At 63.5% G+C, this 16,959-nt stretch carries 14 protein-coding genes; 7 read left to right on the top strand and 7 right to left on the bottom strand.

All coding sequences use genetic code 11. The features are described 5' to 3' along the window. The first annotated feature begins 8 nt into the window (after window positions 1-8). Window positions 9-1,622, top strand: coding sequence for an NAD(P)H-hydrate epimerase (locus tag HMPREF2822_RS09845; protein WP_070524196.1), 1,614 nt, complete (start codon window positions 9-11; stop codon window positions 1,620-1,622). Between the two features lie 162 nt (window positions 1,623-1,784). Here HMPREF2822_RS09845 and HMPREF2822_RS09840 read toward each other — a convergent pair whose 3' ends face one another. From HMPREF2822_RS09840 to HMPREF2822_RS09830, 3 genes are read right to left on the bottom strand one after another with little or no spacing between them, the layout of a single operon-like run. After that, window positions 1,785-2,609 (bottom strand): YwaF family protein, encoded by an 825-nt coding sequence (locus HMPREF2822_RS09840; RefSeq protein ID WP_070524193.1) that lies wholly within the window; start codon window positions 2,607-2,609, stop codon window positions 1,785-1,787. Window positions 2,610-2,662: 53 nt separating this feature from the next. Continuing rightward, on the bottom strand, window positions 2,663-3,310 hold the full coding sequence (locus HMPREF2822_RS09835) for an ABC transporter ATP-binding protein (RefSeq protein WP_070524191.1): 648 nt from the start codon (window positions 3,308-3,310) through the stop codon (window positions 2,663-2,665). After that, window positions 3,310-4,305 (bottom strand): ABC transporter permease, encoded by a 996-nt coding sequence (locus HMPREF2822_RS09830; protein WP_070524189.1) that lies wholly within the window; start codon window positions 4,303-4,305, stop codon window positions 3,310-3,312. Before HMPREF2822_RS09830 ends, HMPREF2822_RS09835 begins: the two co-directional genes overlap by 1 nt. Window positions 4,306-4,420: 115 nt before the next feature. On the opposite strand from HMPREF2822_RS09830, the gene HMPREF2822_RS09825 reads away from it, so the two are divergent. The 3 genes from HMPREF2822_RS09825 to HMPREF2822_RS09815 are packed head-to-tail and all read left to right on the top strand — an operon-like array spanning window position 4,421 to window position 7,193. After that, window positions 4,421-5,587 (top strand): sensor histidine kinase, encoded by a 1,167-nt coding sequence (locus HMPREF2822_RS09825; protein WP_070524187.1) that lies wholly within the window; start codon window positions 4,421-4,423, stop codon window positions 5,585-5,587. Then, the gene (locus HMPREF2822_RS09820; RefSeq protein ID WP_070524185.1) at window positions 5,562-6,182 is read left to right on the top strand and encodes a response regulator; all 621 of its coding nucleotides are present in this window, start codon (window positions 5,562-5,564) and stop codon (window positions 6,180-6,182) included. Before HMPREF2822_RS09825 ends, HMPREF2822_RS09820 begins: the two co-directional genes overlap by 26 nt. Beyond that, window positions 6,183-7,193, top strand: a complete 1,011-nt coding sequence (locus tag HMPREF2822_RS09815; protein WP_070524183.1) for an NAD(P)-binding domain-containing protein — start codon at window positions 6,183-6,185, stop codon at window positions 7,191-7,193. A 3-nt stretch (window positions 7,194-7,196) separates the two neighbouring features. Here HMPREF2822_RS09815 and HMPREF2822_RS09810 read toward each other — a convergent pair whose 3' ends face one another. Next, the gene (locus HMPREF2822_RS09810) at window positions 7,197-7,769 is read right to left on the bottom strand and encodes a VanZ family protein (protein ID WP_167595613.1); all 573 of its coding nucleotides are present in this window, start codon (window positions 7,767-7,769) and stop codon (window positions 7,197-7,199) included. Between the two features lie 86 nt (window positions 7,770-7,855). Between HMPREF2822_RS09810 and HMPREF2822_RS09805 the strand changes: the two genes are divergently transcribed. Next, window positions 7,856-8,821 (top strand): MDR family oxidoreductase, encoded by a 966-nt coding sequence (locus tag HMPREF2822_RS09805; RefSeq protein WP_070524182.1) that lies wholly within the window; start codon window positions 7,856-7,858, stop codon window positions 8,819-8,821. Between the two features lie 30 nt (window positions 8,822-8,851). On the opposite strand, the gene metS is transcribed toward HMPREF2822_RS09805, so the two are convergent. After that, window positions 8,852-9,016, bottom strand: coding sequence for a methionine/alanine import NSS transporter subunit MetS (gene metS / locus HMPREF2822_RS09800; protein WP_070524180.1), 165 nt, complete (start codon window positions 9,014-9,016; stop codon window positions 8,852-8,854). A gap of 25 nt (window positions 9,017-9,041) precedes the next feature. Next, window positions 9,042-10,661 carry a sodium-dependent transporter gene (locus HMPREF2822_RS09795; RefSeq protein WP_070524178.1) on the bottom strand — a complete coding sequence of 540 codons (1,620 nt, stop codon included), beginning with the start codon at window positions 10,659-10,661 and terminating at the stop codon, window positions 9,042-9,044. A gap of 344 nt (window positions 10,662-11,005) precedes the next feature. Between HMPREF2822_RS09795 and HMPREF2822_RS09790 the strand changes: the two genes are divergently transcribed. Together HMPREF2822_RS09790 and HMPREF2822_RS09785 are read left to right on the top strand one after the other, a co-directional pair. Next, a complete protein-coding gene (locus tag HMPREF2822_RS09790; RefSeq protein WP_070524176.1) occupies window positions 11,006-12,706 on the top strand; it encodes an FAD-binding dehydrogenase in 1,701 nt (566 codons plus the stop codon). A gap of 27 nt (window positions 12,707-12,733) precedes the next feature. Next, window positions 12,734-14,017, top strand: coding sequence for a hypothetical protein (locus tag HMPREF2822_RS09785; protein ID WP_070524174.1), 1,284 nt, complete (start codon window positions 12,734-12,736; stop codon window positions 14,015-14,017). 42 nt (window positions 14,018-14,059) lie between these two features. Here HMPREF2822_RS09785 and leuS read toward each other — a convergent pair whose 3' ends face one another. Beyond that, window positions 14,060-16,909, bottom strand: a complete 2,850-nt coding sequence (gene leuS, locus HMPREF2822_RS09780; protein ID WP_070524172.1) for a leucine--tRNA ligase — start codon at window positions 16,907-16,909, stop codon at window positions 14,060-14,062. Window positions 16,910-16,959: the final 50 nt, after the last annotated feature.

Genomic DNA, 16,959 nt, shown 5'->3' with positions numbered 1-16,959 from the left:
TGTGGGTTATGCGCCCCGCTTATACCGTTGCCACTGTCCGTGCCGCTGAGAAGCACCTGTTAGAACAGCAATCTCATGAGGATCAGCTCATGAAGCTGGCCGCCGCGGCGGTGGCAGACGCTGCTTCAGTGATGCTGGAGGCACGCCCCGGTGCGGTGCTCGTTCTCGCTGGTTCCGGCGGCAACGGCGGGGACGGGCTCTTTGCCGGGGCGGAGCTGGCTTCGCGCGGTGTCACGGTCCATGCTCTGGTTCCGGAACGCTGCCGCGAGGAGGCCCTCGCTGCGTTCCGTGCCGCCGGTGGCACGGTACTTCCTTCCGACGCGCTGCCTAACGGCAGCGCGCCCTTAGGAAGCGCGCTGCTTATCGACGCCATCGCCGGCCTCGGCTCCGCCCGCGGTCTCTCCGGTACAGCCCTGTCCCTCTACCGCTGCGCCACTTCTGCTGGGGCGACTGTCTTGACCGTCGACATGCCTACCGGCATCGATGCCGACACGGGAGTGTGCGCCGCGGATGCCGTCCACGCCGACGTCACCGTCACCTTTGGCTCGCCACGCCTCGGCCACGCGCTGGCCGCCGAATGCGGGCAGGTTGTGGTCTCCGATCTCTTCTTGCCCGGCGCACCTTCTTTCGCTGAGACCCTCGCCGAACTCGATGAACCAGCGGCATTCATCGCCCACGAGCCCTCCGTGCCGACGCCCTTTGCGTGGCAATCGGGCGAACTCGATCTGCCGGGCGGGCGCGCTTCCCGCCCCCGACCGGTTGGCTGCACCGGCCCCATCGTTGATCCCACACCAGGCGCGCGCTCCGATAAGTACTCCGGCGGGGTCGTCGCCCTAGCCGCCGGCAGCGGCACCTACCCGGGTGCGGGAATCCTCTGTGCCACCGCGGCGGTGCGCGCCACGCCCTCGATGGTGCGCTTCATCGGCGATAACTCGATCACTTCTCTTCTGCCCGAGCTGGTCTGCCATCCCGATGTGTCCTCCGCCGGTCAGGCCCAGGCCTGGGTCGTGGGCCCCGGCCGCGGTACCGATGCAGCGGCGGCCGCCGAACTACGAAAGGTACTGGCGCAGGACCTGCCCACCGTTCTCGATGCCGACGCCCTGACACTTTTGGCGCGCAACACCTCCCTGCGCCAGAAAGCTACCGAGCACCCGATGACCATCCTCACCCCGCATGAAGGCGAGTTCCGCCGCCTCTATGAGGCCACCTTCGGCACAGCTCCTGATGCGTCAGCCGGCTGGGGCCGCGCCCTCCACGAGCTTGCCGAAGAGCTAGACAGCATCATCCTGCTCAAAGGCCGTCTCACCCGAGTTACCGCCCCGGGCCAGCCGCTCTATTCCTTCAATGCCGGTCACTCTTTTGCCGCGACCCCGGGCTCCGGGGACGTGCTCTCCGGCATTCTGGGCGCGGTCATGGCCCAGCTCTTCGCCGAAACCTCCACCGAAACCGCCGCCGCGACCACCGCCCGAGCCATCACCGAGGTTCTCCACGCCGGCGCCATCCACGCGCATGCGGCGGCCATCGCGGCCGAGACCCCCGAGGGCTTCGCGCCCTGTTCTGCGTCCCAGATCGCGGCGGCCATCCCGCGGGCCATCGCTCGGCTTCTCAACGCGCAGCGCTAGCTCCGTGGCCCGGCGCTAGCTCCGCCGCTAAGTACGTTTCGATCAAATAGCACCCCAAAAATTCGAAGATCTGGGACCTTATTTGATCGATCCGTACCTAGCCACCACCGGGTTGGGAGGTTTTTCGCACACACGCCCTAAAATTCCGCGGTTTTCGGACCGCTATTTACGAAAACGTACCGTGGCGCGGCGCAGGATCCCGGACGCGGTACCGACGGACTTGCGCATGAGCCCGCGCGGGCCCACCGCCACGGTGCCGCGGCGCAGCGAGGTGTTCTCCCACGGCCACGTCATCCCGGCCCATGCTGCTGCGACGGCAAGAGTCTCTGCCGCGATGTAGCCGGGCCAGGGTCCCAGCAGGTTGATGATGGAGGGGCTTCCCGGCGCGTGGTTAAGGAAGCCATAATTGCCGTCGGTCTTCGCATTGACCGCCATGGCAGTGGCCATCCATACAGGTGTGACCTTCACGGCGAAGCGATAGCCCTTCCACGTCGGCCGGTAACCCAAGCCAAAGGTCAGCGCTAGCGGAACAGCAAGGGCCACGATGTGGAAGAACCAATAGGTACCAAACCGCAGCCAGCGCGGGGAGAAGTAGTAGATGACGTCCGGGGTGATAATCGCCTGCGGGTTGAGGATGATGCCCCAGAAGTAGGTCAAGGTCAGGGCATGTTCATTGCCGGTGATAAGGCCCAGAGCCAAAATGGGGCGCAGCACATCGCACAGATGCAAAGGCAAAGACTCGCGGATATCGAATTGCTTCGGATCCAGGGAGATAACCGTCCACGCAGTACCCGCCACCAGCAAGGCCCAGCCCACCATCCGGCGGATGAAGGTCTCGCGGGAGGTTCCCTTGATTCTGCGGGCAGCGACGATAAAGACCCCGCAGGCCACCACGGTGATGCTCAACATAAGCGCATGCAATGCGGTCCACTGCTGCATGCGCGGGTAGTCAGTCGGGCTTACTCGGGGTTTGCGGGGTCGAATCATAACGGGGTAATAATTTACCCCTTTGTATGAACATGTGAGAGATGAGCGGGTTCCTACGCGGCTAGCTCGGAATATTCGGAGAGCTTTCCATCCTTGACCTCGACCACGGTATCGGCATAGTCCAGCAGGCTGCGGTCGTGTGTGATGAACAGCGTGGCGGTGTCGAAGTCATCGGTGACACCGCGCAGGAGCTTGGCAATCTCGCGGGAGAGCTTGGAGTCGAGGGCGGAAGTGGGTTCGTCGGCAAGCAGCACGGAAGGCTGGCCCATCAGCGCGCGCGCAATGTTGACGCGCTGGCGCTGGCCACCGGAGAGCTGGTTCATGCGGCGGTTGCCAAAGCCTTCCAGACCCACGAAGCTGAGCAGCTCGTCAGCGCGGTCACCGCGGGGCTTGCGGCCTTCCATGTGGTCAATGATGAGCAGCTGTTCGCGCGCAGTCAGGGCTGCCAACAGGTTGGCCTGCTGGAAGATGAGCCCGCGGGTGCCGTGCATCTCAACAGTTCCGGAATCCGGCTCGATAAGTCCAGCGGCCACGGAGAGCAGGGTGGATTTACCGGAACCGGATTCGCCGATCACGGCGGTGAGCTCGCCGGGCTTGATGTCCAGGCTCACGCCGTCGAGTGCAGTTGTGCGGGACTGGCCGTCGGGGTAGGTCACCACGATGTCGCGGAGGGACAGGGCGGGAGTAACGGTGGTAGTCATTAGGCGTTGCCTCCTAGGGCGTCGAGCGGGTTGATCTTGGAAACGCGGCGGGTGGCCAGGAAGGCACCGGCGATGCCGAGCAGCCAGATGCCGAGCGCGGGGACGATGACGGTCATGGCGGAGACCTCGAAGGGCACGGCACCTTGGGCGGCAAGGCCCAGCAGCCAGCCGACGAGCGCGCCCACCCCAACGCCAATCGCCAAGATGATGGCTGCCTGAGCGATAGCGTCCTTGAGCAGGTACTTCACGCTGGCACCAAGGGCGCGCAGGATGGACAGGTCACGGGTGCGCTGGATGGTCCAGATGCTCAGGAAGGCGATGGTGACCAGCGCGGAGATACCGTAGAGGAAGGCCTGCATGGTCAGCAGGGAACCGCGCTCCGAGCTATAGGCCGGCAGGCCGGACAGGGCCTTGCCCATGGACACGGAGGTGTCGGTCGGCTCCTGGGAAAGCACGGCCACGCCCACCATGTCCTCGGGGGAATGGGAGACCTTCTGCCAGGTTTCGGTAGCGACCCACACCACCGGGGAGTGGGAGTAATACTCATCCTCAACCACCGCGTTCACGTCCAGGTCCACGCCGCCGAGGGTGCCCCGGGACGGCGCGTTCAGGGCCTCGTCGATGGATTGGCTCAAGACCATGCCTTCCTCCGGAATCACGGTGCTGGAGCCGGGGATCTGGGTGCCGGCGGGCAAACCGATAACCGCCACGCCGCCGTGGCCCTCCAGCTTGGTTTGGGAGGTACCCAGCGGAATACCAGAAGCGGGGACATCCTCGGCGAAGATCTCCGACTCGGTAAAGGAGGGATCTTCCGTCGAGAAGGTCACATAAGGATTCTGCTCCCCGAGTGCCTCAAGCGCGGAGGTATTTTGCTTGGACAGGCCTTGGGTCAGGCCGGACAACATAACGAGCAACAACGTAATTAGAGCCACGACGCCGCCGATCAGGAAGAACCGACCGCGGGCGGTGACTATCTCTCTCAATGCCAGGAACATACTATTTATCCTGCGTGTGCGGACGCCGAAAGTAATCGGGTAGCCAGTTGAACCTCTACTCAACCAGTTGGTTGATTCGCGCTCCCCTACCTAGGCGATAGGCTGGTGCCTCGTGATGATGAGCAACAAACTGTGGACCGTGGGACTGCATGCCATGTTCGGCTTCCTCCTCGTGTTCGGAGTGCTCCGCGCCTGGGCCGATGAGCGCCTCGACGCCCGCGTCCTCGGCCTCTCCATCGCACTCGCAGTGGTCTACACGTGTTTCGTCATCTTCGGTTCCCGCACCATTACCCGCCCCGTCCCCACCACGCTGTGGCTCGCCGCTTTGTGCTTGTTGTGGATCGGCCTCATGGTGCACGCCCAAGACTTCATGTGGCTCGAGTTCCCGCTGGTCTTCGTCTTCATCCATGCACTGCCCTTCTGGCCGGGCATTCTCGCCAGCGTGGTCCTGTGGGCCGTGGCCGCCTTCGTCCCCGCATGGATCCACCCGCAATTCTGGACCGCCGCCGCGGCCATCGGCCCGTTCATCGGCACCTGCTTCGCCGTGGCCGTCTACCACGCCGCCCGCCGGGTTCAGGCGGAGGCGGCGCACCACGAGGCCGTCGCCAAGCAGCTGCGTGAGACCCAAGAAGAGCTCGCCGCCAGCGAGCACCAAGCCGGGCGCCTCGAGGAGCGGGAGCGACTCTCCCGCGAAATCCACGACACCGTGGCGCAGGGTCTTTCCTCCATCGTCCTGCTCAGCCGCGCCGCCAAGAACACGTCCACGCAGCAGGACGTCACCGAACAGCTCGCACTCATTGAGAAGGTGGCCCAGGACAACCTGGCCGAGGCCCGGCGCTTCGTCAAGGAGCTCGCGGCCCCCGCCTCCTCCATCGATAAGGAACTGCGCGCACTCGTGGATGAGCTCCAAGCCCAGGCCAAAGGGCTCGGGCTGCGCACCCGCTTCGGGCTCAAGCTCACCGGCAGCGCCGACGTCCCCGCCGAGTTTTCCCATGTCATTCTGCGCGCCGCGCGCGAAGGGCTGACCAATGTCATGAAACACGCCGACGCCGACCAAGCCGTGGTCACCCTCGGCTCCTTCACAGATGAGATCACCCTGGATGTCGTCGATAACGGCCGCGGCATCGAGGGCCCACGCGGCTTCGGGCTCACCGGCCTGGAGCAGCGTGTTCGCAGCGTCGGTGGCAGCGTCCAAGTAGAATCTTCACCCGCCGGCACCGCGCTCGCGGTGCGAATCCCAACAGGAGGCAGCAGCAATGGTCAACGTGATGCTCATCGATGATCACCCCGTGGTCCGCGCCGGGCTGCGCGCGATTCTAAACGCCTTCCCCGATATCGAGGTGGTGTTGGAAGGCTCCGATGGCTCGGCCGTCGAAAAGCTGGCGGATGCTGATGCTCCCCATATCGATGTCGTCGTCTGCGATATCCAAATGCCGGATGTCGACGGCATCGCCGCCACCCGGCGCGTGCGCGAGCTCGATGGGCCCCCGGTGCTCATCCTGACCACCTATGACACGCAGGCGGATATCCTGGCCGCCGTGGAGGCGGGCGCGCTGGGCTACCTGCTCAAGGACGCCCCCGAGGACACCCTGCACGCCGCGGTGCTCGACACCGCCGCGGGCAAGCGGACCTTGGCGCCTGAAGTCACGAACCTCCTGGCGGAGCGCTTGGCGCAGCCGGAAACCGCGCTGTCTCCCCGCGAGCTGGAGATCCTGCAAGCGCTGGCCACGGGGGCCTCCAACAAGCAAATTGCCCAGCGGCTCTTCATCTCCGAGGCCACGGTCAAAACCCACCTCATCCACGTCTATCAGAAGCTCGGCGTGGAAACCCGCACCGCAGCCGTCTCCGCCGCCCGCGAACGAAAGCTCATCCAATAGATGCATACCTACGATTGCATCGTGGTGGGTGGCGGCCAATCCGGCCTGGCCACCGGCTACTACCTGCGCCGCCAGAAACTCGATTTCCTCATCCTCGACGCCAACTCTTCCCCCGGCGGGGCCTGGCAGCACGTGTGGGATTCACTCACACTCTTCAGCGACGCCCAGTCCTCCACCCTGCCCGGCTGGCCCATGCCCGCCTACCCGGGCTTCCCGCCGGCTTCCCACGTGGTGGACTACCTCACCCGCTATGAGCAGCGCTATGACCTGCCGGTCCGGCACGGGGTGGCGGTGGAGCGCGTGCTTGACGACGCCTCCCGCTTCCGCCTCCTCACCACCCACGGTGAGTTCCGTGCCCGCACCGTCGTGGCCGCAACGGGCACATGGTCCGCGCCCTTTATCCCCTTCTACCCCGGTGATTTTCAGGGGCGCCAATGGCACACGGCGAGCTACCCGGGGTGTGGTCCTTTCTTAGAGCGCGGCCACAACAATCCTGTAGCCGTTGTCGGTGCTGGTAATTCCGGCGCGCAGATCGCCGCCGAGCTCTCCCTCGCCGGCGTGGACACCACGTGGTTTACCGCGCACCCTCCGCGCTGGATGCCGGATGATGTAGACGGGCGCGTGCTCTTTAGCCGCAACCGTCAGCGAATGCTGGCCAAGCTGCGGGGCGAGCCGGACCCGGGCCCCGAAACAGAACTGGGGGATATCGTCATGGTCCCGCCAGTGCTCAAAGCCCGCGATAGTGGGATTCTGAACGCCACCGGCATGTTCTCCTCACTCGAGGAGCTCAACCGCGAGGGCTTTAGCGATCTCATCTGGGCCACCGGCTTCCGGCCGGCCTTGCGCCCCTTCCCCGGGCTGCTGGCAGAAGGAAAGCCCACGGTGGAAGGTTTCTTCCCCGTGGGCTATGGCTCGTGGACGGGCCCGGGCTCGGCCACGATTACTGGTGTCTCACCCTATGCGCGGCGGGTGGCGGGGGACGTCGCCAAGCTCGTGCGTACGCCCAGCTAAGTACTACAGCACCACCAAAGCGAGGAGCACCACCGCTGCCAGCGCAAGGAGGAATCCCAGGCGCCGCAGAATCTTTGTCTGCCCTTCGCGCCCCAAGCGCGCCATGAGTACGGCGCCGAGAACAGAACCCACGGTGTTGTATAGAAGGTCATCGACATCGCTAAAGCCCAGGGCAAAGATATACTGGGCGCTTTCTATGCACAGGCTGACCATCAGGCCGATGAGCATCGCCCCGCCCAGGCCCCATTTAATACCCGACAGGTTGCGTCCCGCTACGTAGAGCGCCGCGCCCAGCGGCATGAAGAGAGCGATGTTTCCCACGAGATCAGTCCACGCGCCGTACCACACGGAAGAATTCTCAAAACCGCCAAAGAGCTGAGTGTTCACTTGGCGCACCGCATGCGCGGATCCATCAACCACGCCGGGGATGTCCATGAATGGCTTGCCCACGGTCGCCAGCATCACGACCACCAAGGACAGGGCCGCGACCAGGAAGGAATCACGAAGCAGGTGCCGATACGGATCCGGCGCGGGCCGCAGCCTATTGCGCGGGTGTTGAGCTTCTATCCCAGTCATGCGCTTCACCCTAACGATGTTCTCTGGACGCTGGCTGAAGCATTGGCCAGAAAACGCTGCTTCACATCCTCTGTACGATAGTGCCCATGAGCACACTCATTGTCACTCGCACGGAGTCCGGAGTAACCCATTCCTTCCAGGAGCAGCCCCTGCTCGGGGAAGGTGACACGGTTGTAGATGTGCAATTTTCTTCCCTCAATTACAAGGACGCTATGGCCCTGGAGGGCAATAAGGGCGTCATGCGCATCGATCCCCTCGTTCCCGGTATCGATGTGGTGGGCACCGTGGCGGAGACCTCCGATTCTCGCTTGAGCCCTGGCCAACTTGTGGTCGCCTGCGGCGATGGCTTGGGCGAATTCCGCCACGGCGGCTACACCACGCGCCAGCGCGTCAATGCAGAGACCACCATCCCTGTGCCCCAGCGCTTCAGCGCGCGCGATGCCGCCGCGATTGGCACGGCCGGATACACCGCCGCTATCTGCGTGAACCAGCTGCGCACGCACGGCACCACGCAGGGCCATGTCTTGGTGACCGGCGCCACCGGAGGCGTGGGCTCCGTCGCGGTCCAGCTGCTCAAGTCCGCTGGCTACGAGGTCACCGCCGTGACCGGCCGTGTAGATTCCCAGTCGGACTACCTCACCGCACTCGGCGCGGATCACGTTCTGGACCGCGCAGCGTTATCTGAGACCGGCCGCCCGCTACAGAAGGCGCTGTACGACGGCGCCATTGACACCGCCGGCTCCACCGTCCTGGCCAACGTGTTGGCGCAGGTGCGCTGGGGTGGCGTGGTTGCGGCCACCGGCATGGCGGCTGGCCCGGACCTTCCTGCCTCGGTGCTGCCGTTCATTTTGCGCGGCATCGTGCTGGCCGGCGGCAATTCGGTCGACGCGCCCCGCGAGGTGCGCGAGGCGGCCTGGCAGCTTCTCGACGAACACCTCGACCTCAACATGCTGAACTCGATCACGGAAACGGTGCCGCTTTCCGACGTCGCCACCGCAGCCACCGAGCTGCGCGCCGGCTCGCGCCACGGGCGCACGGTGGTTGAGATTTAAGCGGGCACAGAGCGCACCGCGTCCCGCTGTTTAGTGCACGCGGTGGGACAGGGATTCGTCGTCAGTGCCGAGGGCATTGCCCAGCTCGCCCGTGGTGTCATCGTCGCTGCGGGCCAGCCAGATGGAGGAGAGCACCAGCCCGCCCCAGATGACGACGACGAAGAGGATGAAGAGCAGGATTGCGCTTGTAGTCATTGTCGTTGACCTTTCCTAATACTCGTTACTTGTCGTCAGTGTTCGGTGCGGCTGTAGTACCCGTGGCAAGCGGGTTCGGGGTGCCGGCTGGGCGCCCACCTACGGGGACGCCGTAGTCCGAGGTCTCCATGCCATCCAGGTACTTGTTCCCGCGGAAGGCCACCAGCGGCATGAGGAAACTGGCGAGCAAGATGATGCCCAACACCGCCCAGCCAAAGAGGCCAATCTGGGTGGAGGAGTAGCCTTCATAGCCCTCGCGGGCGATGGTGAGGATTTCGTTGACCAGGAAGTAGACCAGCAGCAGCGGGGTGGCGATGAAGGTCAGGAACTGCCAGAAGCCACCGACCTTGAACTGCGATACAGCATTGAGGTGCTGCTGGATCTCGCGACGGCGGCCGGTGACCCAGCCGACGACCACCAGAGCGCAGATGGAGCCGAAGACGATGCCCAGGTTGTTGGTGAACTTATCCATAATGTCCAGCGTGACCAGGCCCGAGGACGTGGAGAAAAGAACACACGACACCACAGCCATGGTGCCGCCTACGGTGATGGCGGAAACGCGGCGAGAGATGTTGAACTTATCTGCCACGGCGGAGACGACGACCTCCATGATGGAAATCAGCGAGGTCACGCCGGCCAGGAAGAGAGAGCCGAAGAAGAGGACCCCGAACAGTCCGCCGAGCGGCATGAGGTTGATGATCGTCGGGAAAGCGATGAAGGCCAGGCCGATGCCGGAGGATGCCACCTCATCCACCGCCACGCCCTGCTGGGCGGCCATGTAGCCCAGGGTGGCGAAGACGCCGATGCCGGCCAGCACCTCGAAGGAAGAGTTAGCAAAGGCCGTAACCAGGCCGGTGTTGGTGAGGTTGGTGCGCGGCTTGAGGTAGGAGGCGTAGGTAATCATGATGCCGAAGCCAATGGACAGGGAGAAGAAGATCTGACCGTAGGCGGCGATCCACACCGACGGGTTGCTCAGCACGGACCAATCCGGGGTGAAGAAGGCGTTGAGGCCCTCGGCGGCGCCGTCGAGGAAGAAGGCACGGATGACCAGGATGATGAACATGACGGCCAGGACAGGCAGGAAGATGGAGGTCAGCTTGCCGATGCCCTCATTGATGCTCGTGGCCAACGTGGCAATGCAGACGATCCACACGAGGACCATGACGCCAAGGATGGACGGGACGATGTGCCCTGAGTAGGTCGCCTCCGGCTCTGCTTGGAGGAAGTCACCCATGAAGTACTCCGCAGGATCATCGCCCCACGCCTGGGTCACAGACTTGATGGTGTAGAGCGCCGCCCAGGCAATGATGGCGGCGTAGTAGATGGCGATGAAGAAGTTCACGCCGACCTTGAACCAGCCGATTCCCTCCCAGCGGCTGCTGATGCGACGGAAAGCCAGCGGCGCGGAACCACGGAAGCGGTGACCAATAGCCAGGTCGAACCACAGGATGGGAATACCGGCGGTGAGCAGGGCAACCATGTACGGGATGAGGAAGGCACCGCCGCCGTTGTCATAGGCAACATACGGGAAGCGCCAGATGTTACCCAGGCCGACGGCGGAGCCGATAGCAGCCATGAGGAAGACAAAGCGCGTATTGAAGGTATCGCGCGTTGAGCGAGTCTTGTGCGGGGTTGTTGTGGTCATGAGAGAACTTTCTTCTTGAGCAAATATCGCGCACACAAAAGACCGCAGGAATTGTTTATACGGGCCGCGTACGACGAGTATTAGCGAGAATCTTCGCCTACCTGCCGACCTATAGGTACCGTTTTGAATTTTTATTTCTAGATCTTTATCCCTGCCTAAACCCCATGGCCAGAGCCCCAAAACCACCACTACCCCTCAACGCCTATCCCCTGCCCGAAACGATGGGGTCCGGGAGGAAGCTAAGCGATGAAGACTTAAATCATGCGGGGCCGACGGCTAAGTTGCACCACTGAATTGCGAGCCAAGTCACACGACTCGGGCGAGTTTCTTTTATCATTACTGTCATGAAAGAAACTACCTCGACCACTGGCTCCGTCATCATCGTCGGCAGCGGCCTCGCCGGCATGGTCGCCGGATACGAGGCCCTCAAGGGCGGCAAGCACGTCATCTTCCTGGAGCAGGAAAACCGCAACAACCTCGGCGGCCAGGCCTTCTGGTCACTCGGCGGGCTGTTCTATGTCAACTCCCCCGAACAATCCATGATGCGGGTCAAGGACTCCGAAGAGTTGGCCTGGCGGGACTGGGCCAACTCTGCCGACTATGACCCCGTGACCGAGGAGGACCGGCACGACTACTGGGGCGAGAAATGGGGCCGCGAATACGTGCGCTTCGCCGCCAATGAAAAGCGCGGCTACCTCAAGTCATTGGGCCTCAACGTCCTCCCCACCATCGGCTGGGCCGAGCGCGGTTCCGGGGATGCCTCCGGCCACGGCAACTCCGTGCCGCGCTTCCACCTCACCTGGGGCACGGGCCCAGAGGTCGTGCGCGTCTTCCGCGAACCGCTCCTTAAAGCAGAAGAAAAGGGCCAAGTAGAATTCCACTTCCGCCACAGGGTGGACGAGCTCGTCGTCGACAACGACGACACTGGTAGTCCCCGCGTCGTCGGCGTGCGCGGCAGCGTCCTCTCCCCCACCAGCCAGGCGCGTGGTGAGGCGAGCCCGAGGGACGTCGTCAAGCACTTCGAGCTGCGCGGCTCCGCCGTGGTCATCGCCACCGGCGGCATCGGCGGCAACCTGGAGAAGGTACGCAAGATGTGGCCCACTGAGCGTTGGGGCGAATGCCCGAAGGAACTGGTCACGGGTGTTCCCGCGCATGTCGACGGCCGCGGCATCGACATCGCCCAACAGGCCGGCGCCTCCGTGGTCAACACCGACCGCATGTGGGCCTACACCGAGGGCATGACCAACTGGAACTCCATTTGGCCCGGCCACGGCATCCGCATCATCCCTGGGCCCTCGGCGCTGTGGCTCGACGCCGAAGGCAACCGCCTGCCCACCACCCTCTTCCCCGGCACCGATAACCTGGCCGCACTCGCCCACATTGGCCAGACCGGCCACGGCTATTCCTGGTTCGTGCTCAACAAGGCCATCGTGGACAAGGAGTTCATCTTCTCCGGCTCGGAGCAGAACCCGGATCTGACGGATAAGGAATTCAAGAAGCTCGCCGGCAAGCTGGGCCCGGGCACGCACGTAGCCGTCAAGGCCTTCATGGACAACGGTATCGACTGGGTCGTGGAAGACAACCTGGAGGATCTCGTCGTTGGAATGAACGAAATCTCTCCGGAGGGCTCCCCCACCATTGATGTGACCCAACTTCGAAAAGTCCTGGAAGACCGCGATTCTCAGCTGCACAACCCCTTCAGCAAGGACGCCCAAGTCAACTACCTGCGCGTGGCCCGCGGCTTCCTCGGCGACAAACTCATCCGCGTGGCTCCCCCGCACCGCATCCTCGATGAATCCAAGGGCCCGCTCATCGCGGTGCGCCTGAAGTTCCTGACCCGCAAGACGCTCGGTGGCCTGGAGACCAACCTCGATGGCCAGTGCCTCAATCCCGACGGCACGGTACTCCCCGGCCTCTATGCCTGCGGTGAGGCCTCCGGTTTCGGTGGCGGCGGCATGCACGGCAAGAATGCGCTGGAGGGCACCTTCCTCGGCGGATGCATCCACTCGGGCAAGCGTGTGGGCGAAGCGTTGGCGCGCAGCTAGCACGGTTTTCTAATACTGTCGGTCACTATGAACCTCGCTAGGAACGTCCGCATCGACGTGGAGAATCCCTTCTTCACCACGTCCCGCTTCGTCGCCGCCCCCGCGGAACTCACCGTGGGCGAGATGATGATCATCGTTCACGCCGCACTCGGCCTCGAGCCCTCTCATCCGGGAATCCTCGTGGGTGAGGAAGGCACGCCAATCGACGTCCTCAGCATCATCGATCAGGACTTTTTCGAGACTTTCCGGGAGGTGGCGCACTACCACCCCTCGGACGGCGCCTGGAATATCAGCATCAGCGTGGCCGATAGCTCGCGCGTCGTCATGGGCCTTCCCGCGCTTATCGCTGGTGAGGGTCCCGATCTGATGAGTGAGCTGGGCAGCGCCGAGGCGATGTTCAAGGTGGTCCTCGACGTCCAGGCCACCATGGCCTACATGGCCGTGCCCACGGATAGTATGGAGCGCATCTTCGCGCTCTTCCCCAACTACACACTGGACCAAATCCACCAACGCCTCACCACGTTCTTCCCGCCAGCAGTGGCGCAGCGCCTGGCCACCATGGGCACGGAGGCCGCCAACCTCGAGGGCGGCACCAAGCCCGCGCTTCCTGGGGATCTCCCGCTCGATCCCTTCCGCTCCACACCCTTCGAAGACATCCCCGTGCCCTCCCCGGAGCTGCTGAAACAATGGCGCGCGGACATCCACGAGGCCTACCCGGAGCTGCGCCCCGACTATGAGCTGCCGGCGCTTGACGACGCCACCGCCCTCCACGTAGGCCAGCATATACGCGAATACCTCGAGGTCATCGAGGAATATCCACGCCTGACCGGGGCCGGCTACCTCAAGCAGGCGGCCGTCGCGCGCCTCAAGGAGGGACTGAATAGCCCCAATGATTTTGATGAGGTCAAGCGCGAGGACTACCACCAGCCGTTGCTGAACTTGCGGGGTTTCTTGACGGACTTGGATTGGATCAAGACCACGACGACGCACATCAAGCTCACCAAGTATGGCCGCAAGGCCATGAGCGATCCGCTCTGGGCAACGCAAGTCGTCCTGAACAACATCCCCTATGCCTACGCCGAACCGGAGGGCATCCCTCAGCTCTCCTTTGAACTAGTCCATTTATTCCGCGGCGAGTGGGAGTTCAACCCGGAATACGACTACACGCACGCCATCACCCGCGACCTGCTCTTCACGCTGGGCGTCCTTGAGGATGACTCCACGTTTCCCATGATTACCGATGGCTGCGAGGGCTTCCTTGGCGCGATCATCACCAAGGTGCGCGAGGAGCTGAACCAAGAGCTGGATTAGCTCTGGCCCAGCCCCAGCCCCGAGATCGGGGCCGCGTTGGTTTTACTTCACCACCAGGTTGACCATGCGGCCCGGGACGTAGATCTCCTTGACCACGTTCTTGCCAGCGGTCAGCTCGGCGATGCGCTCATCGCTCTTTGCCACGCCCACGACGGTGGCTTGGTCAGCGTCGGCAGGCACCATCACGCGTGCCTTGACCTTGCCGTTGATCTGCACAGGTACCTCAATCTCATCGTCGACGAGGTACTTCTCATCGAACTCCGGGAAGGACTCGTAAGTAATCGTCTCCTCGTGACCGAAGCGCTTCCACAGCTCCTCCGCAATGTGCGGGGCAACAGGGGAGACCAGCTGGGCCAAGGGCTCCACCGCGGCACGCGGGGCGCCCTTCGGGTAGGCCTTGGTCAGGTAGTTCACGTACTCGATGAGCTTGGCCACCACGGTGTTCAGGCGCAGGTTCTCGTAGTCATCGCGCACGCCGGCGATGGTGCGGTTGAGCTGCTTCAGGTCATCCTCGGAAAGCTCGGCGTCCGTTGTGGACAGCTCGCCAGAGTTCTCGTCAATAGCCAAGCGCCACAGGCGCTGCAGGAAGCGCTGCGCACCCACCACGTCCTTGGTCGCCCACGGGCGCGAAGTGTCCAGCGGGCCCATGGACATCTCGTACACGCGCAGGGTATCGGCACCGTACTCGTTGCAGATGTCATCCGGGGCCACGGCGTTCTTCAGGGACTTGCCCATCTTGCCGTACTCCTGGTTGACCTCTTCATCCCCGTAGTAGAACGCGCCATCGCGTTCTACTACCTCAGCGGCCGGGACGTAGACGCCGCGGGAATCGGTGTAGGCGTAGGCCTGGATATATCCCTGGTTGTACAGGCGGCGGTAGGGCTCCTTGGAGCTCACGTAGCCCAGGTCGAAGAGGACCTTATGCCAGAAGCGGGAGTAGAGCAGGTGCAGAACAGCGTGCTCAACGCCACCGACGTAGAGGTCAACGCCGCCCGGATCGTTGGCGCCGTGCTCTTCTGGGCGCGGGCCCGTCCAGTAGCGCTCATTCTCCAGATCGCAGAACACCTCATCGTTCGTCGGATCGATGTAGCGCAGCTGGTACCAGGACGAACCTGCCCACTGCGGCATGACGTTGGTATCGCGGTAGTACGTCTTGGGGCCATCCCCAAGACCCAGGTCCAGCTCCACCTCGACCCACTCGCGGGCCTTAGCAAGCGGCGGCTGCGGGGAGGACTCGGCATCATCCGGGTCGAAGGACACCGGCTTGTAATCTTCCACCTCAGGCAGCTCGATGGGCAGCATCGACTCCGGCAGCGGGTAGGCCTGGCCGGCCTCATCGTAGACGATGGGGAAGGGCTCGCCCCAGTAGCGCTGGCGGGCAAACAGCCAGTCACGCAGCTTGTACTGGATCTTCTCGCGACCCACGCCCTGCTCCTCCAGCCACGGGATGACGGCGGCGATGGCCTCATCCTTGGACATGCCGTTGATGTCCAGGGAATCGTTAGCGGAGTTTACGGCCTTGCCGGACTCGGTATACGCCTCCTTGGTGATGTCGCCGCCAGCGACGACCTCCGTAATGGGCAGGCCAAAGACGGTGGCGAACTCGTAGTCACGGGTATCGTGCGCCGGGACCGCCATGATGGCGCCGGTGCCGTAGCCGGTCAGGACGTAGTCCGCGATGAAGATCGGGACCTTCTTGCCGTTGACCGGGTTAGTGGCATAAGTGCCCAGGAAGACACCGGTCTTTTCCTTGTTCTCCTGGCGCTCCAGGTCGGACTTCGCGGCGATGGAAGCGCGGTAGGCCTCCACGGCCTCCTTCGGATCATCGTGGCCAAAGGTCCAGCGCTCGTCGACGTCATCCTCGTAGGGGATGGGGGAGAGGAGGGCGTCGACAAGCTCGTGCTCCGGGGCCAGCACCACATACTCCGCGCCGAAGAGGGTATCCGGGCGGGTGGTGAAGACGTCGATGTTGTAGCCCTCAGCGTGGAAGGTGACCTCCGCGCCGCGGGAGCGGCCAATCCAGTTGCGCTGCATGGACTTGACCTTCTCCGGCCAATCCAGAAGCTCCAGGTCATCGAGCAGGCGATCGGAGTAGGCGGTAATGCGCATCATCCACTGGCGCAGGTTCTTGCGGAAGACCGGGAAGTTACCGCGCTCGGACTTGCCCTCCGCGGTGACCTCCTCATTAGCCAGCACCGTGCCCAGGCCCGGGCACCAGTTCACGGTGGAGTTGGATAGGTACACTAGACGGAATTCGTCGAGCGCGTGGCGCTGCTCTTCCTTGCTGAGATCCGCGTAGTAGCGGCCGTCCTTGGTGGTGCGCTTGCCCACCTCAAGCTCCTTGATGAGCTCAGAGATCGGGCGCGCCTTCTGCTGCTCCTCATCAAACCAGGAGTTATAAATCTGCAGGAAGATCCACTGCGTCCACTTGAAGAAGGAAGGGTCGGTGGACTCCACGGAGCGGCGCGGATCGTGGCCCAAGCCCAGAATGCCCAGCTGGCGGCGCATATTCTTGATATTCGCCTCCGTCGTGGTGCGCGGGTGCGTACCCGTCTGGATGGCGTACTGCTCCGCCGGCAGGCCGAAGGCGTCATAGCCCAACGTGTGCAGGACGTTCTTGCCCAGCATGCGTTGATAACGCGCATAGGTATCCGTAGCGATATAGCCCAGCGGGTGGCCCACATGCAGGCCTGCGCCCGAAGGGTAGGGGAACATGTCCTGGATGTTCAGCTTCTCCGCGGGAAGCTCCTTGCCCTCCTCCGCGAGCGGACCGACTGGGTTCGGCGCGTTGAACGTGCCGTTGTCCTTCCAGTACTGCTGCCAGGCCTTTTCAATCTGCGCGGCGAGCTCCGGCGTGTAGCGGTGGGTGGTGTTATCGCTCGGGTTAGTCATGCTTTGACAGTGTAGTCACCGCACGGACATCACCCCAGTTAGACCCAGCT

Origin of the sequence: Corynebacterium sp. HMSC062E11 (assembly GCF_001811845.1) — a bacterium.
In the GTDB taxonomy this organism is placed as follows: domain Bacteria; phylum Actinomycetota; class Actinomycetes; order Mycobacteriales; family Mycobacteriaceae; genus Corynebacterium; species Corynebacterium hesseae.
The sequence above is the reverse complement of the archived record's forward strand: the minus strand, read 5'-3'. Positions and strand labels throughout refer to the sequence as shown.